Source organism: Brevibacterium antiquum, from assembly GCF_016107655.1.
Taxonomy (GTDB): domain Bacteria; phylum Actinomycetota; class Actinomycetes; order Actinomycetales; family Brevibacteriaceae; genus Brevibacterium; species Brevibacterium antiquum.
In genome coordinates this window covers 266,605-281,257 of sequence record NZ_JABASX010000007.1, presented here as the reverse complement: position 1 = coordinate 281,257, position 14,653 = coordinate 266,605, and the positions used below count along the sequence as shown (strand labels likewise).

The following is a 14,653-nucleotide window of genomic DNA, read 5'->3' as shown; positions in this document are numbered from 1 at the left end:
GGACGTCGCAGAGCCGTCCCGACCCAAGCTGGACGTCGCAGAGCCGTCCCGACCCCGAGCGCGTCGCATCTGCGGGAGGAACAGAATCGCGGCCAGCACGGCCGGCACCGCCCAGATACCCATGGCCCATCGCCAGGATCCGTCGAAGAGCGGCAGCATCGGCACAGTCAGGCCGGACGCCAGGGCTGCGCCGAGGAACAGTGCGGTCGAGTACAGGCCCATCATCAGTCCCGCCCGATGAGAGAAGTCGCTCTTGATCGCCGTGGGCAGCAGGACGTTGCCGATGGCGATGGCCGCGCCGACGAGGATGGTGCCGCCCAGAAGTGCCACCAGGCTCGGTTGCAGTCGCAGGGCGATACCGGCAGCGAGGACGATCATGATGATCCCGAGGACCCGGTGCATCCCGAATCGCCGTGTGAGGCCCGGTGTGAGGAACGCGAACGCGCCGAATGCGAACACAGGGATAGTCGTCAGCAAGCTCGCAGTCGTGGCGCTCAGCTGCAAGTCATCGAGGATATCGCCGAGCACCGGTCCCACCGATGCGACTCCGATGCGCAGGTTGAGTCCGATGAGGATCAGCCCGGCCCCCAGAAGCAGCAAACTGCGTCTGCTGTGTCCGCCCGTTGCCCTCCGTCGCCGAGGTGGTTCGACGAGGGCACTGCAATCTGCTTCCAGCGCGAACTCCACATCGAAGTTCGGGTCACGTCTTTTCATAGCGTACTTTCCATACTCCCCATTCAAACCGGCTTCGCCTCGGCGGGGAACCGATAAACTGACTACCAATGGACAAATTCAGCCACAAAACGACGAGTCCCGAGTTGATCCACCTGCTCGGTCATGATGAACGCACCCCCGCTCACACCCACGATCTCGGGCATCTGGTGTATCCGGCTACCGGGGTCCTGTCCCTTGTGACGCGAGACGGTTCGTGGATCGCCCCGTCGAACCGGGTCGTCTGGGTTCCGGCAGGGTTCGAGCACCAGCATCGGGCCCACGGGGAGACCGATATGCGCATCGTCTTCCTCCCGGATGGAATGGCGGAGCCTTTGGGCCCGTACCCAGCAGTCTTGGCCACGACCCCGCTCGCTCGGGAATCGCTGCTTGCACTGACCGGATCCAGACAACGCTCACGGGAGGGCACGGACCGGCTTCGCCTCGTCGCCATCGACGAGTTGAGTCTCACCGGTGAACAGCCGCTCTACCTGCCTGAGCCCCATGATGATCGCCTCTTGGCAGTGACCCAATTGGTCGAGGAGGATCTGTCGAATGTCGCTACGCTAGCCCAGCTGGGCCGCCAGGTCGGTGCGAGCGAGCGCACTCTGTCTCGGCTGTTCCAGCAGGAGACTGGAATGACTTTTCGGCAATGGAGGGCAGAGCTGAGAGTTCATCGCGCCCTCCTCCTCCTCGCCGATGGAAGAAGCGTCTATGAGACGGCAGCCGAGTGCGGTTGGGCAAACCCGAATTCGTTCATCACAGCCTTCACCGCCTTGGTTGGGATGAGCCCAGGGCGATACCGGCATTCAATGACGTCAAAGTGACCCTTCACGTCGCGGCCCTCCTGTTCCGCCGAGGCGGCCGTCCCTACTCTGCGTCAGCACCCCGATACGTCCCGAAGCTCCACAGCACCCCTTCAGGATCCTGAACGCTGAAGTCCTTGGATCCATAGTCCTGTTCGGTCAGCCCCATGACCTCGGTGGCACCGGCTGCCATCGCCCGGTGGTAGAGCTCCTCAACCCGGTCCGAGGCGATGTAGACCGAGCCTGCGGGGACTCCGGTCTTCGTCATGACACCGCCGTCATCGCGGACCGAGCCGAGCATGACTCCCCCACCTTCTGGCCAACGCAGTTCGGCGTGATCGACTCGCTGCGGGTCATCGGCGTTCGTGTATTCGGCGGCGACTTCGAAGCCGAAGGCGTCCTGCAGGAACGCGATCGCGGTCTTTGCATCTCGGTAGCGGAATGTGGGCCAGACATTGGCTCCGCCGGCGCCTGAGTGCTCCGTGTTGTTCGACATGTCAGTTCCTCTCTTTGTGGCTGGTATCCCCACCATCATCGGTCGATGGGCAGCACGGGGTATTGGACAAATGGGAACTATCGGGAAATCCGGCCGGAGTCGTCGCTGAATGACACCGCACCTTCGGGGCTCGAACGTCGCGCGACCGGATCGTCATCGAGCCAGCCAGTCGGGCTCGTGCCGGTCAGCAACCTGAAATCTCGATTGAGGTGCGACTGGTCCGTGTAGCCGCAGACCGCTGCGACCTCGGCCAAGCCTGTTCTCCCAGAGGCGATGATTCTCCGGGCGCGGTCGAAGCGGATGACCCGAGCCGCCTCCTTGGGACCAATGCCGAACTCAGCACGGAACTGCCCGTTGAGGTGTCGTCGGCTCCAGCCGACCTGGTCCGCTACGAGGGAGACAGGCAGTCCGCCATGACTGCGCGCAATCTGTCGCCAGGACTCGACGACTTCGGGTCGAAGGTGGGCTTCACCGTGAACTGCTCGGAGAAGAACATCGTCGATGGCGTCGAAGCGCTCCGGCCACCCCGTTGCCGCATTGACCCGCTCATGGAGTTCGACTGCGACCGGCCGAGCGACGTCGCTGAGGTCGAGGGAACGATGGGCGAACTCGACGGCGGGCATGTCGAAGAAGGCGCGGGGTGCGAATGGGGTGAAGTTGATCTGAACGCCGGCCATGGCCCCCTCGTGTTGGATGATGGTCGGCCATAGGTGCAGTCCGGCCAAGAGCACGTCGAATGAGTCGGTCTTCTCCGCCTTTGGCATGCACTGCTGCAGCGGTTGATCGATCGCGACGATGAACGTCAGTGAGCCGGATGGCAGACCCAGGTGCGTCCCTGCGGGGACGCCGGAGATGTCGTAGCCGACGTAGTCCCCGACGAAGGGGCGCAGTCGCGGATGCGGCCTGCGGATCAGATCGTCATTGGCCACCACAGACATGACAGCAGTGTAGCCCCGTGGCCTGACACCCATCTGTTCTCAGCAGGCCAGATGGCGCCGACCACATTCACGCGACGATTCTCCGCCCACCTCTTGACTTATGCAGGTATTTGCTTGCATATTGGAAACGTGACCGACGCAGACGATCTCGATAAGGCGTTCAAGGCGCTCGCCGATCCCACCAGACGACGACTTCTCGATGAGCTCCGGCGCGAGAACGGACAGTCGCTGCGCGACCTCTGCGAAGGAGTCTCAATGGCCCGGCAGTCATTGACCCAGCACATCGACCAACTCGTCGATGCCAATCTGATCGTCGTCATTCGCAAGGGACGGGAGCGACGCCACTATCTCAATCCGCATCCGATTCACGAAATCGAGCGGCGATGGACCCGTGATTTCGACCAGCAGCACCTTGACGTCATCGACGCCGTCAAGAAACGAGCAGAGGAGACAGCAATGACCACCACCAGCGAATTTCCCGATTACGTCTACGTGACCTATATCCGAGCCACCCGCGAGGATGTCTGGGATGCCCTCACCAACGCCGACATCACGCCGATCTACTGGAGTGGAATCGCGAATGTCTCGGACTGGCAGGCTGGCTCCGAATGGACCCACCGCAAAAACGGGGACCCTTTGGGCGACTACGACATCTGGGGCCGAATACTCGAGAGCCGTCCACCGGAGAGACTGGTCTTCACATTTCAACCCGCCGCACAGCCTCTCGAGACCAAGGGGTCGATCGTCACCTATGACATCAAACAGACCGGTGAGGTCGTCAAGCTCACCGTGAGCCACACGAACCTGCCGGACAAAGGCATGCTCAATGGTATTTCCCAGGGCTGGCCGGCCATTCTCGCCAGTCTCAAGTCCTATTTGGAGAGTGGCGAGCCTCTCCCCTACGACACCCCCTGAACGACAACGCCTATTGACAACTTCACTTACACGTTCATGACTCCGTGCACACCACCCGAAGCATTTTCATGGGCGGCACAGCCGAACATCTGGTGGAACACGATGATCTCAGGATCGGCCCGTCACGTGGGCGAGTCATTCATCTATGAGGTCCCGGGATTCCACTACTCGAAATTTCGAGTTCATGAGTCAACCGAAGGCAAGAGACTGTCCTGGCGGGTCATCCCGTCTGGACATCCTCAGGAACTCAGCGAGTGAGTGGGCACCGACATCGTCTTCGAATTCGTCGAGCTTCCCACCGCCACGCGGGTCGACTTCGCGCATATCGGCCTCCGGCCGCAGCTAGCCTGCCACACCACGTGCACGACCGCGTGGGGGCACCTCAAGCCGTGCTGACCGCGATACTTCAGTGGCGCGGGCAATTCGAGTGATTCCACAGTGTCTGCGTCGGCATGTACTGATGCAGCGATTCGCCGGTCGACACGATGAACGCCATCGGCCCCGACGAAGTGCCACGGCCGCGGCTGTGGGCTGCGGATCAGGTCAACGACGGTGACCGTGGACGTGTCCGCACGGGTAGTCCCACTCCCGGATGATCAGTCGTCCGGCATCGAGTTCCAGATGAGCGCGGAGGACTCCCTGTCCATTGCAAGTCCGAATCCGGCAGTGAGGACCTCGGTGAAGTCTGCGACGTCCGTGACAGTGCGCTCGCTGCGCTCGCCGTCGGGACTGTAGGACACTCGTCGCAAGCGGTGCCCATCCAGGGTGAGCTTGAGGCCGTCGGCCAGTGCCCGCACGAGGACCGGTGGCCCGGTGAATGGAGTTCCCGGTTTCGTTGATGTGAACCAGTTCGCCAGCTCAAGATCGGCCTGGGGCCGGGGCACATCGGCGAATGCATAGACGGTTCGGAATTCCTGGTCATCGCTCGTCCGAGACTGCAGAGCCCATTTCGCCTCTGCACGCATGTCCGGTTCCAATACCGCTTCGGCCGGGACGAGGCGGTGTTCACCACGCGGCGTCATCCGCGCTTGGCTGGAGGTCGACAGTTCGAGCGCGACTTCCGGCGTTCCACCGCCGAACCCAGGATCCACGAGGAAGCTGCGGCCATCGACTCGAACGATCGTCGCCTGGTGCGTCAGCCCACCTGGTGCGACCCGACCTTCACCGAGGTGGACCCGAGCCAGGATCGGGTGTGCCGACAGCCCCAGGTCAGTCAGAACAGCGCGGATGAGGATGGCGTGTTCGTGACAGTATCCACCGCGCCGAGAATCGAGCAGCTTGTCAGCCACTGACTCGAGATCGAGCGACACCGCCCTCAGCTCACCCCGGGCAATGTTCGCAACGACCTCGAGGTTCTCGAAGCAGATCGCCTGCGTGTGCGCTTGCAGAAGCTCATCGAGAAGGTCGATCAGCTGTGCAGGTGCCCCCTCTGTTCGGCGGTGCAGGTGTGCAGCAGAATCGCGGAGACCGAGCCGCTGTGCGTACCGATTGAGGAGTGAGAGCTGTGTCATGGGATGTCCTCCTGGGATGCAGTGTCAAGGTGAGCGCGGTATCGACGTGGTTGCTCTCACCCCCGCAGCACGGACTCCAGCAGGCCCGGGAAACGGGCATCGATGTCATCCCGACGCAGTGTCAGGCGACGGTTCCGCCCGTGCAGTTCGCTGATGATGACACCGGCTTCGCGCAGGACTTTGACTTGATGCGAACGCGTCGACTTCGGCGCGTTCGGATCCAGCGCCGAGCAGTTCGCCATGTCCATCGGACCCTCCTTGAGCTGCTGAACCAGAGCCAGTCTGGCCTCGTCGCTCAGCGCGAATAGCACAGACGTCAGTTCGATGTCCTCACGATCGGGATGCGGCAGTTTCTCATTGGCAACCATAGTTCGATAATAGTTGAACTGTTTGAGAATGTCGTATAACCTCCAAGAATGGTTCCAAAACTTTCGAACACTATGGAAGAAGCTCCTGCTTCCGCAGTTCTGCCGGTACCCACCTATGTCTGGTGGTCGCGCGAGCGCTGGCGTCTGCGCCTAGTCCTGATCGCCACCTCGGCGATGATGGCCGGAGCCAGCGCTCCATCACCGTTCTATCCCGTCATCCAGGCCGATTTCGGCTTTGCTCCGGTGATGATCACGGTGGTGTTCGCCGCTTACGCCGTGGCATTGCTGGCTGCACTGCTCACTGCAGGCGCACTCTCCGATCACATCGGGCGCCGCCCCGTCATCTGCGCGGCATTCGTCGTGCTCGCCATCAGCACGCTTCTGTTCTGGCATGCCGACAGCGCTGCGGCTCTGATCCTCTCCCGAGTCGTCCAAGGGATTGCCAGCGGAATTCTGCTGTCGACTCTCTCGGCGACGGTCGTCGACCTGGAACTGCCGCACAAGCCGGGCTCAGCCTCCTCGTGGAACGCAATTTCGGCTATGGCAGGCCTGGCCATCGGCGGACTGTTCGCCGGAGCAACTCTCGCCGTATTCGTCGAGAGCAGCGCCGCCGCGGTGGTCTTCGGGACCCTCGTGTGCACATATCTGCTGCTGGCCGGCATCGTCTGGGTCCTGCCGGAGACCTCGGCCCGACGCCGAGGAGCCTGGGCATCTTTGCTGCCGCGCGCGGCTCTGCCCAGGGAAGTCCGCAAGGCGTTCCTGTTCGCTGTGCCGGCCTTCGTCGCCGGCTGGGCTACGGGAGGCTTGTACCTCTCCCTCGGCTCAAACATCATCACCACCGAGTTCCATACGAGTTCCCACCTCGTCAGCGGACTCGTCGTCACGATGCTCGCCGGTTCCGGAGGACTGGCCGGATTCTTCATGCGCAACCGATCCGCGCGCACCGTCACCCTCTACGGCACGATCTCACTCGCCGTCGGCAGCACTCTCACCCTGGTGGCCCTGACCCTCACCTCGCCCGAACTGTACTGCCTCGCCGTCATCATCACCGGAACCGGCTTCGGTACGGCCTTCCCTGGTGCGCTGAAGACCATCCAGGCAGTCGTGAAGCCGGAGGCCAACGCCGAGGTGATGGCCGCAGTCTTCGTCGTCTGCTACCTGGCATTCGGTCTTCCGGTCGTCATCGCCGGGATCCTCGTCCCCGCCATCGGACTCTTCGCAACCGCCTGCTGGTACGGCGGTTTCGTGGCATTCCTTGCCCTCTGCGCGGCACTCCTGCGCTGGTTCAGCGACGGGCACCTGCACTCGGCCGGCACCCAGAGCGCTTAAGCTCACGCCCAGGTTTGGGGCTTCAACCCGTGCCCGCCCCGGTAGTTCGGTGAGCTCGGTTCGCTCCACTCGCCGAGGAGGTTCTCCGGCAGCGCATAGACGGTGACCTTGAGTGGGTGGCAGTTCTCGACCGGGTCTTCGTTGCCCTCGCCGAACATCGGCTTGGACAGGTCTCCTCCGGGGCATGTCGAGAGTGCTGCCAGAAGGTCCTGCTCCGCGAAGAATTCGAAATGGTCACCCGGCTGGGCGGGACAGGTCTTCATGAAGTATTCGTCTCTGTCGTTCAGTCCCGTGCATTGGAAGACGTTGAGGACATCGTGGACGTCGAACTCCGTCAGCCCGAAAGGGAGGACAGCGCGGACCAGGTTCGAATGGCAGTGGTAGTCGAAGTCGATGCCGTTGAGCATCTGTGAGACATAGGGGTCGCAGCGTGTGCCGAGGGTGTCGTGGAGGCGTCCACCCTCGGGATCTGTGCCGTAGTCGGCCAAGGTGTCGCCGACGATCGTGGCCATGGGGCGAAGGAAGGGCAGAGTCGACCACAGGCGGTCAAAGGTCGACAGGTGTGCGGCCTGGAGCTGACGGGTCCGCGAGGCCCAGAACCGCTCTCGGGGGTCGTGACGGTTCCACAGGTTGAGATCGCCGACCTGGGGGCCGTCGACGGTCGAGATCCGACAGACATGCCCGGCCGGCACATCCCAGGCCTGTCCCGAACGGATCGGGATGGTGAACTCATTGAGGACGTGACGGTCACCGACGTTCTCCCCGATCGCTGAGTAGAAGTCGTGGTCGGCTTCGAGACCGGGCCCCTGATAGGCGGCTTCGGTCAATCTCGGTTCGTGCGACATGTGGAGTCCTTCCTTGGATGTGAGCCTGACAGCCGACTACCGGACGGCAGCCGGACCACCACGAGCTTACGTGTCGGCCGTGTCCTTCCTCGTGGCCCCTTCCCTCTGCTTCCCCAGCATCCGCTTCCACGGCAATGCTGTCAGCAGGGAGAGGGCAGCGATGGCCAGGAACACCGTCACGATCGGCTGCGAGATGACTGCCCCGAAGTCTCCACCCGTCAGGCCGAGAGCCTGCTGCAAATTGCGTTCGAGCATTTCTCCCAGAACCAGTCCGATGACCAGCAGCGCTGGCGACATGCCGACCAGGCGCATCACATAGCCCAGAATGCCGAAGCCCAGAGCAATGTAGACGTCGGTTGCCGAATTGTGGATGCTGTAGCAGGAGATGAGGGCGAGCATGAGGATCACTGGTGCCATATACGGCATGGGAATCGCGAGGATCTTGGCCAGGAGCGGGGAGGCCGCAATGTTGATGATCACGCCGAGGATGGCGCTGATCAGAAGCGCGCCGATGATCGTCCAGCCTAAAACGGGGTTGGCATCGAAGAAGCCGGGCCCGGGGTTGAGCCCGTACATCATCAGATAGGCCAGCAGCACCGCAGTCGTCCCTGATCCGGGGATGCCAAGAGTCAGCAGCGGAACCATGGACCCGGACACGGCAGCGTTGTTGGCTGCCTCTGGTGCGACGAGTCCTCGCACTGCCCCCTTGCCCATCCCCGCCGAGGCGGGTGCCAGACGCTTCTCCAGACCGTAGGAGAAGAATGCGGCGATCGTTGTTCCTGCTCCTGGAAGGACTCCGGAGACGAATCCGATGACCGAGCCGCGCAGGCTCGGCAGAGTTCCCTGTCTGAGTTCGCCCGTGCTCGGGAAGAAGCGGCCGCTGAGCCGGGACAGCCCCTGGCTGGTGTTGCCCATCATGGTGCTGGCAAGGATCTCACCGACGCCGAAGACTCCGATGATCGCCACGATCGGTTCGATGCCCTCCAGCAGTGTGAACGTCCCGAAGGTGAATCGCGGCAGCCCCGATTGGAGTTCGATGCCGACCGTAGAGATCGCGACACCGATCACCACCGCGGTCAGACCGAGCATCGGAGCGTTTCCCACCAGCGTGGCGCTGAGCACGAGGGCCATGACGACCACAGCGAAGTAGGCGGCCGGGCCGAATGCCAACCCCAGTTCGGACATCGGGCCTGCGATGAATGCCAGCCCCAGAAACGCCAGAAGGCTGCCCACGAACGAGGCGAGGGCTGAGATGGTCAGGGCTGTGGCGGCTTTGCCCTTGAGGGCCATCGGGTGCCCATCGAGGGTGGTCATGATCGCGCCGGGGTCGCCTGGGATGTTAAGCAGGATCGCCGAGATCCGGCCACCGTATTCGGCGCCGAGGTACAGGGAGACCATCAGCGGCAGAGACAGTTCGGCAGGCATGGTGATCGCCACCGGCAGAAGCAGTGCGATCGCTGTCGAGGGTCCGACCCCGGGGAGGAGACCGGCGACGGTCCCGAGGAGCACGCCGAGGAGGATGACGAGAAGGAGAATCGGCGACGTGGCGATCGAGCCCAGTGCGCCCAGCAGTTCGGTCCACGAGTTCATAGGTTCAGTCCTCCGAAGAGCAGGTACTCGATCCAGCCGACGGGCAGGAGCACGTTCAACCACACGTCGAAGACGAGGAAGAGCACCAGGCCGATGACCAGGCCCACGACCAGCAGCCACGCCGCGCGCTTGAGTGACAGCCTGACTCCGAAGACGAATGTGGAGGTCAGGACCGAGAAGATGGCAGCCGCCTCGGCGAATCCGATGAGGAAGATCGACGCAGCGAACAGTGCGAAGAGCACGATGCAGATGACGACTCGCAGCAGCTCCGTCTTCGATACCGCCTGCACCTCGACGCGTCCGCGAAGCAGGGTGAGCACGCCGAGTGCGGTGGTACAGATCAGGACAATGGCGACAACGACAGGGAAGGTTTTGGGCCCGATCCCTTCGTCGGTCTCCGTGTTCGGCAGCAGCAGAGCGTTGACCAGATAGAAGACGGCGATGGCGCCGAGGACTACTGCGGCGATGCCCGTCGACAGGGCGGTGCTCTCTGTCTTCGCTCCCGCTTCGTGAGGCGTCTCGGTCAGTGTCGGTTCAGATGTCATTTCGCCAATCCCACCTTTTCGAGCACTTCGGTCGATTCCTTCTTCTCAGGCAGAATGACCGAATCCAACCATTCGTCGCCCGGCATATATGCGGGGTCGATACCCAAGGCATCTGCTTGGTCCTTGAACTCGTCCGACTCGACGCTGCTCTTGAGGGAGGCCTGCCACCATCGAACGGCTTCGTCCGACATTCCGGCGGGACCGAAGACGCCGCGCCAGTGGTTGATCGTGATGTCCATGTCGAGGTCGTGCCAGGTCGGTGCGCCCTTGGCCGGACCGTCGGTGAGAGTCTTCGGCGCTGAAACGGCGATGATCTCGACGTCGCCGGATTCGACGAGCTCCATCGCTTCTGAGAGTCCTGTCGAAGCAACGTCAACGCGACCACCCAGAAGTTCGTTGTTGAGGTCACCTCCGTCGGAGAATGCAACCAGGTTCAACGACGCCAGGTCCTCGATGCCGTATTCACTGGCCGGTCGGAGCACATTGAGCTGGTCATCGCTGGGGATAGTGCCGATGCCGAACTTCACGGACTTGGGATCGTCCTTGACGCTGTCGAGAACCTTCTGTGGTGAGTCGAACTCCGAGTCGGACCTGGCCAGCCAGACTTCATAGTCGGTGGTCAGCTGGGCGATCGGGGTGAAGTCGTCAAGTGACATGTCGGTGGTCCCGGTGATGTGGGACAGGAAGACACGATTGGATTCGAAGACCACGCTGGTTCCGTCATTCTCACGCTGAAGGACGGCCGCGCGGGCAGGGTTGCCGCCGCCTCCGCCCATGTTCTCGATCGTCATCAGACTTTCGACGCCGGCGGCTTCGAGTCCGTCCTTCGTCATCCGCGCGGCCAGGTCGAGTCCGCCTCCCGGCGATCCGGCTGCAATGGCAGTGACCCGTGGTGGCGGAAAGCCCTCGTTGCGGTCGATGTCGGGCATACAGGCCGTCGTCGACATGAGGGTGATCAGCGCGACTGCGGCGGCCAAGGGCTTTCGCATCGGACGTTTCGGTGGCAAAGAAGCTGATGTTCGCATCGGCGCGAACAGCGTGGTGAACATAGCGTTCGACGCTAGCAGTCAACAAGGTGGATTCTCAATGAAACTTGCGAATATGAGATGAGTCGTCTGAACCGGCGACGGCCAGTACCAGAATTCAGGAATCGGAGACCGAGACGACTTCGGCGGTGACCTCCATAGAGAAGATCACCGCCGATGGGGAAAAGCCATTGCTGACTGTCGGACGCTCAGTCCAGCAGGTCGTGCCGCACGATCGACTGTTCGCGGTCCGGGCCGACGCCGATGACCGACATCCGGCAGCCCGAACGCTCTTCGAGTGCGAGAACGTACTTCTGTGCGTTCTCGGGCAGGTCCTCGAAGGTCCGGGCTCCGGTGATGTCCTCGGCCCAGCCGTCGAAGTATTCGAAGATGGGTTTGGCGTGGTGGAACTCGGTCTGCGACATCGGCATCTCGTCCTGGCGGACTCCGTCGACCTCGTAGGCCGCGCAGACAGGGATGGACTCGATGCCGGTGAGCACGTCGAGCTTCGTCAGCACGTAGTCGGTGAACCCGTTGACGCGTGCGGCGTAGCGGGCGATGACGGCGTCGTACCAACCGCAGCGGCGCGGACGTCCGGTGTTGACTCCGAACTCACCGCCGGCCTTCTGCAGGTACTCCCCCATGTCGTCGAAGAGCTCGGTGGGGAATGGTCCGGCACCCACACGCGTGGTGTAGGCCTTGACGATTCCGACGACCCGGTTGATGCGCGTGGGTCCGATGCCCGATCCGACGCAGGACCCGCCGGCGGTCGGGTTCGACGAGGTCACGAACGGGTAGGTGCCATGGTCGACGTCGAGCATCGTGGCCTGGCCACCCTCCATGACGACGACCTCGTCACGATCCAGGGCGTCATTGAGCAGCTGTTCGGTCTCTGCGACGTAGGGGCGCAGACGTTCGATGAAGGGTTCGAAGTATTCGACGATCTCCTCGACGTCGACGGCCCGACGGTTGTAGACCTTGACGAGGAGTTCGTTCTTCTGGCGCAGTGAGCCCTCGATCTTCTGGCGCAGGATCGATTCGTCGAAGATGTCCTGGACACGGATGCCCAAGCGCCCGATCTTGTCCATATAAGCCGGCCCGATGCCGCGTCCGGTGGTGCCGATCGCGCGCTTGCCCAGGAACCGTTCGGTCACCTTATCCAGGGTCTGGTGGTAGGGCGCGACGAGGTGGGCATTGGCCGAGATCCGCAGCTTCGAGGTGTCTGCCCCGCGGGACTCCAGGGCTTCGATCTCTTCGAAGAGGGCTTCGAGGTTGACGACGACGCCGTTGCCGATGACCGGCGTGACGTTGGGTGAGAGGATTCCTGCCGGCAGGAGCTTGAGTTCGTACTTCTCACCGCCGACGACAACCGTGTGGCCTGCGTTGTTCCCACCGTTGGGCTTGACCACGTAGTCGACGCTGGTGCCGAGGATATCGGTCGTTTTACCTTTACCTTCGTCGCCCCATTGAGCGCCGACGACAACGATTGCTGGCATGAGAGTTGTTCACCTCGAAGTGAAGGGAGGGGATGTCATTACCGCATTAGTCTACTGGGTCACTATGACACGACAGCGAGCAGGCTCTACATCCGGGTGCTCGGGATCTGAGCCCGTTGCGCAAGGACCTGCTCACGCAGAATCTCCGCGTGCCCGCAATGCTGTGCCAGCTCACGCAGCATGTGAAGGTAGATCCAGCGCAGCGGCATCGGCCCCGACCGGTGCCCGGTGAGCACCGTGTCCAGAGTCATCTCCTCCACCGCGTGATGTGAGCGCTCGACAGCCTGCCAATACGCCTCGGTGACGCTTTCCACCGTGTCCTCATCAGCAAGGATGAACGAGTCTCCGGAGTCACTCGGCAGTCCGTATTCGGTTCGGTACCGCCCAGTTACCACTTCCCCGAACCACACGGTCTCGACGAAGATCGCGTGCTTGGCCAAGGACAGCAGAGTCGTCCGGCTCGGCACCAGGGAACGGCGGGCCTCGTCCTCGCTCATCCCATCCAAACAGGCCAGGAGCTTGCCCCGGTATTCGTCGACGAGTGCGGGCAGCTGTTCATCGATGGGAGCAGTTCTGATGTCACGCTCTTCGGAGTCGGCCATGTCCACCAGCATAGGCCTCACCCTCGCCGAGGTGGCCCGCCGTTGGCCTGCCGACTCACCCGCCCAGCCGCGCCTCTTGCCCCGCCGAGCTCGTCGTACTTATGCTGAGACCACCAGTAGTTCCGTCGTTCGGGCAAATTGCTCCTGAACATCGCCGGTGACGTCGACGTCAGGCTTGCAGCCCCGTTGGAGGTCGTCATGTCAATCGCGAGCCCGTCAGCTTCATCCTCAGCGTCATCGCGTCCCGCTCTTCCCTTCGCCAGCCGGGCCGACAGCCTCGTCGGCTCTGTCATCGATTCCTCCGTGGCGATGCTCGCCGCCTACGACCATGACATCGTCAAGTTCGGCATGGGCTCGCCCGCCCCCGATATGCTGCCGGCCGAGGATTTCGCTCGAATCGCGAACAGGGTCTTCACTCCGGAGAGCTTCACCTACGGGGAGACGCAGGGCGAGCCTGTCCTCATCGACGCGCTGCTGAACTACCTGCAGGAGACCGGGCAGATCCCTGCCGAGCACTTCGGCAATCGTGAGCGCCTGGTCATCACCACCGGCGGTATGCAGGGAATCGACCTCGGATTCAAACTCTTCGTCAGCCCCGGCGACCTCGTCCTCTGCGAGGCCCCCACGTATACGAACGGCTCGGCCACAGCACTGAGCTATGAAGCGGAGATCGCCGAGGTGCCGGTCGACGACGAGGGCATGCAGGTCGACGCGCTCGACGACATCGTGGCCCGGGCCGGTCGCGCCCCATCCGTGATCTATACGGTCCCGACGTTCCAGAACCCGGCCGGAGTGACGATGTCCCTGGCCCGCCGTGAGAAGCTCCTCGAATTCGCCCACCGCCACAATTCGGTCATCCTCGAGGACAATCCGTACGGCACTCTGCGCTTCTCCGGCGAGGACATCCCCTCACTCAGCCAGCTCAGCCCCAATGATCCGCTGATCTTCGGCGTGCGCACCTTCTCGAAGTTCGTCGCCCCCGGCCTGCGCATCGGCTGGCTCGACATCGACCCGGAGCTGCGCGGTCTGATCATCAACGCCAAGCAGACCATGGACTCGTGCACGAGCCTGCCCACCCAGCACATGGTCGCGAAGTGGCTCAACGACGGCAATGCCGAGACCCACGTCGCCCATCTGCGCAGCTCCTATGGCGAGCGCAAGGTGGCCATGACGTCCGGGCTCGAACGGCTCTTCGGCGAGGAGATCCGGTCAACGGATCCCGACGGGGGCTTCTTCCTGTGGGTGACGTTCAACGACGAGACCATCAACACCGAGGACCTCATGCCGGTGGCCCTGGAGGAAGGCGTGGCCTACATTCCCGGAACTGCGTTCTCCCAGACCGGTGACTTCACGAACGCTCTGCGCCTGTGCTTCGCCTCGGCGGAACCGCAGCGAATCGAGGAGGGCCTGCAGCGACTGCGCCGAGCCGTCGACAAGTACTCCTCGGCTCGCTCACACGCCCGCCATTGAGGGCTT

Annotated in this window: 16 protein-coding genes; 4 read left to right on the top strand and 12 right to left on the bottom strand. The window is 62.8% G+C overall.

Annotation, left to right across the window (positions count from 1 at the left end):
* The coding region (locus JFC13_RS13725; RefSeq protein WP_198397629.1) for an MFS transporter at nucleotides 1-714 on the bottom strand (714 nt) is incomplete at its 3' end.
* 68 nt (nucleotides 715-782) lie between these two features.
* Here JFC13_RS13725 and JFC13_RS13720 point away from each other — a divergent pair.
* Complete coding sequence (locus JFC13_RS13720) at nucleotides 783-1,538, top strand: helix-turn-helix domain-containing protein (protein ID WP_198397628.1); 756 nt, start codon at nucleotides 783-785, stop codon at nucleotides 1,536-1,538.
* Nucleotides 1,539-1,581: 43 nt separating this feature from the next.
* Here JFC13_RS13720 and JFC13_RS13715 read toward each other — a convergent pair whose 3' ends face one another.
* Together JFC13_RS13715 and JFC13_RS13710 are read right to left on the bottom strand one after the other, a co-directional pair.
* Complete coding sequence (locus JFC13_RS13715) at nucleotides 1,582-2,013, bottom strand: VOC family protein (RefSeq protein WP_198397627.1); 432 nt, start codon at nucleotides 2,011-2,013, stop codon at nucleotides 1,582-1,584.
* 77 nt (nucleotides 2,014-2,090) lie between these two features.
* Nucleotides 2,091-2,951 (bottom strand): helix-turn-helix domain-containing protein, encoded by an 861-nt coding sequence (locus JFC13_RS13710; protein ID WP_232488601.1) that lies wholly within the window; start codon nucleotides 2,949-2,951, stop codon nucleotides 2,091-2,093.
* Nucleotides 2,952-3,080: 129 nt separating this feature from the next.
* On the opposite strand from JFC13_RS13710, the gene JFC13_RS13705 reads away from it, so the two are divergent.
* Nucleotides 3,081-3,866: an ArsR/SmtB family transcription factor gene (locus JFC13_RS13705; protein ID WP_198397625.1), complete on the top strand. Its 786-nt coding sequence runs from the start codon at nucleotides 3,081-3,083 to the stop codon at nucleotides 3,864-3,866.
* Between the two features lie 189 nt (nucleotides 3,867-4,055).
* On the opposite strand, the gene JFC13_RS19695 is transcribed toward JFC13_RS13705, so the two are convergent.
* The 3 genes from JFC13_RS19695 to JFC13_RS13695 form a co-directional block, all read right to left on the bottom strand.
* Nucleotides 4,056-4,190, bottom strand: a complete 135-nt coding sequence (locus JFC13_RS19695) for a hypothetical protein (RefSeq protein WP_269770048.1) — start codon at nucleotides 4,188-4,190, stop codon at nucleotides 4,056-4,058.
* 272 nt (nucleotides 4,191-4,462) lie between these two features.
* Nucleotides 4,463-5,377: an arylamine N-acetyltransferase family protein gene (locus JFC13_RS13700; RefSeq protein ID WP_198397624.1), complete on the bottom strand. Its 915-nt coding sequence runs from the start codon at nucleotides 5,375-5,377 to the stop codon at nucleotides 4,463-4,465.
* 56 nt (nucleotides 5,378-5,433) lie between these two features.
* Nucleotides 5,434-5,745: an ArsR/SmtB family transcription factor gene (locus tag JFC13_RS13695; RefSeq protein WP_198397623.1), complete on the bottom strand. Its 312-nt coding sequence runs from the start codon at nucleotides 5,743-5,745 to the stop codon at nucleotides 5,434-5,436.
* A 48-nt stretch (nucleotides 5,746-5,793) separates the two neighbouring features.
* Here JFC13_RS13695 and JFC13_RS13690 point away from each other — a divergent pair, with 48 nt between their 5' ends.
* Nucleotides 5,794-7,074, top strand: coding sequence for an MFS transporter (locus JFC13_RS13690; RefSeq protein WP_232488599.1), 1,281 nt, complete (start codon nucleotides 5,794-5,796; stop codon nucleotides 7,072-7,074).
* A gap of 2 nt (nucleotides 7,075-7,076) precedes the next feature.
* On the opposite strand, the gene JFC13_RS13685 is transcribed toward JFC13_RS13690, so the two are convergent.
* The 6 genes from JFC13_RS13685 to JFC13_RS13660 all read right to left on the bottom strand — a co-directional run bounded on the left by JFC13_RS13685 (nucleotide 7,077) and on the right by JFC13_RS13660 (nucleotide 13,177).
* Nucleotides 7,077-7,919, bottom strand: coding sequence for an urea carboxylase-associated family protein (locus JFC13_RS13685; RefSeq protein ID WP_198397622.1), 843 nt, complete (start codon nucleotides 7,917-7,919; stop codon nucleotides 7,077-7,079).
* 66 nt (nucleotides 7,920-7,985) lie between these two features.
* Nucleotides 7,986-9,509, bottom strand: a complete 1,524-nt coding sequence (locus JFC13_RS13680) for a tripartite tricarboxylate transporter permease (protein ID WP_198397621.1) — start codon at nucleotides 9,507-9,509, stop codon at nucleotides 7,986-7,988.
* A complete protein-coding gene (locus tag JFC13_RS13675; RefSeq protein WP_198397620.1) occupies nucleotides 9,506-10,054 on the bottom strand; it encodes a tripartite tricarboxylate transporter TctB family protein in 549 nt (182 codons plus the stop codon). The genes JFC13_RS13680 and JFC13_RS13675 overlap by 4 nt, the downstream gene beginning before the upstream one ends.
* Nucleotides 10,051-11,043, bottom strand: a complete 993-nt coding sequence (locus tag JFC13_RS13670; protein ID WP_198397619.1) for a Bug family tripartite tricarboxylate transporter substrate binding protein — start codon at nucleotides 11,041-11,043, stop codon at nucleotides 10,051-10,053. The genes JFC13_RS13675 and JFC13_RS13670 overlap by 4 nt, the downstream gene beginning before the upstream one ends.
* Nucleotides 11,044-11,288: 245 nt before the next feature.
* On the bottom strand, nucleotides 11,289-12,575 hold the full coding sequence (locus tag JFC13_RS13665; protein ID WP_198397618.1) for an adenylosuccinate synthase: 1,287 nt from the start codon (nucleotides 12,573-12,575) through the stop codon (nucleotides 11,289-11,291).
* Nucleotides 12,576-12,661: 86 nt separating this feature from the next.
* Nucleotides 12,662-13,177: a DinB family protein gene (locus JFC13_RS13660; protein WP_198397617.1), complete on the bottom strand. Its 516-nt coding sequence runs from the start codon at nucleotides 13,175-13,177 to the stop codon at nucleotides 12,662-12,664.
* Nucleotides 13,178-13,375: 198 nt separating this feature from the next.
* Between JFC13_RS13660 and JFC13_RS13655 the strand changes: the two genes are divergently transcribed.
* The gene (locus JFC13_RS13655; RefSeq protein ID WP_198397616.1) at nucleotides 13,376-14,647 is read left to right on the top strand and encodes an aminotransferase-like domain-containing protein; all 1,272 of its coding nucleotides are present in this window, start codon (nucleotides 13,376-13,378) and stop codon (nucleotides 14,645-14,647) included.
* The last annotated feature ends 6 nt before the right edge of the window (nucleotides 14,648-14,653 follow it).

Excerpts from the sequence above, each read along its gene's own strand:
- JFC13_RS13720 (WP_198397628.1), top strand. The coding sequence starts at position 783 with ATGGACAAATTCAGCCACAAAACGACGAGTCCCGAGTTGATCCACCTG.
- JFC13_RS13715 (WP_198397627.1), bottom strand. The coding sequence starts at position 2,013 with ATGTCGAACAACACGGAGCACTCAGGCGCCGGCGGAGCCAATGTCTGG.
- JFC13_RS13710 (WP_232488601.1), bottom strand. The coding sequence starts at position 2,951 with ATGTCTGTGGTGGCCAATGACGATCTGATCCGCAGGCCGCATCCGCGA.
- JFC13_RS19695 (WP_269770048.1), bottom strand. The coding sequence starts at position 4,190 with ATGCGCGAAGTCGACCCGCGTGGCGGTGGGAAGCTCGACGAATTCGAA.
- JFC13_RS13700 (WP_198397624.1), bottom strand. The coding sequence starts at position 5,377 with ATGACACAGCTCTCACTCCTCAATCGGTACGCACAGCGGCTCGGTCTC.
- JFC13_RS13695 (WP_198397623.1), bottom strand. The coding sequence starts at position 5,745 with ATGGTTGCCAATGAGAAACTGCCGCATCCCGATCGTGAGGACATCGAA.
- JFC13_RS13690 (WP_232488599.1), top strand. The coding sequence starts at position 5,794 with ATGGTTCCAAAACTTTCGAACACTATGGAAGAAGCTCCTGCTTCCGCA.
- JFC13_RS13685 (WP_198397622.1), bottom strand. The coding sequence starts at position 7,919 with ATGTCGCACGAACCGAGATTGACCGAAGCCGCCTATCAGGGGCCCGGT.
- JFC13_RS13680 (WP_198397621.1), bottom strand. The coding sequence starts at position 9,509 with ATGAACTCGTGGACCGAACTGCTGGGCGCACTGGGCTCGATCGCCACG.
- JFC13_RS13675 (WP_198397620.1), bottom strand. The coding sequence starts at position 10,054 with ATGACATCTGAACCGACACTGACCGAGACGCCTCACGAAGCGGGAGCG.
- JFC13_RS13670 (WP_198397619.1), bottom strand. The coding sequence starts at position 11,043 with ATGCGAAAGCCCTTGGCCGCCGCAGTCGCGCTGATCACCCTCATGTCG.
- JFC13_RS13665 (WP_198397618.1), bottom strand. The coding sequence starts at position 12,575 with ATGCCAGCAATCGTTGTCGTCGGCGCTCAATGGGGCGACGAAGGTAAA.
- JFC13_RS13660 (WP_198397617.1), bottom strand. The coding sequence starts at position 13,177 with ATGGCCGACTCCGAAGAGCGTGACATCAGAACTGCTCCCATCGATGAA.
- JFC13_RS13655 (WP_198397616.1), top strand. The coding sequence starts at position 13,376 with ATGTCAATCGCGAGCCCGTCAGCTTCATCCTCAGCGTCATCGCGTCCC.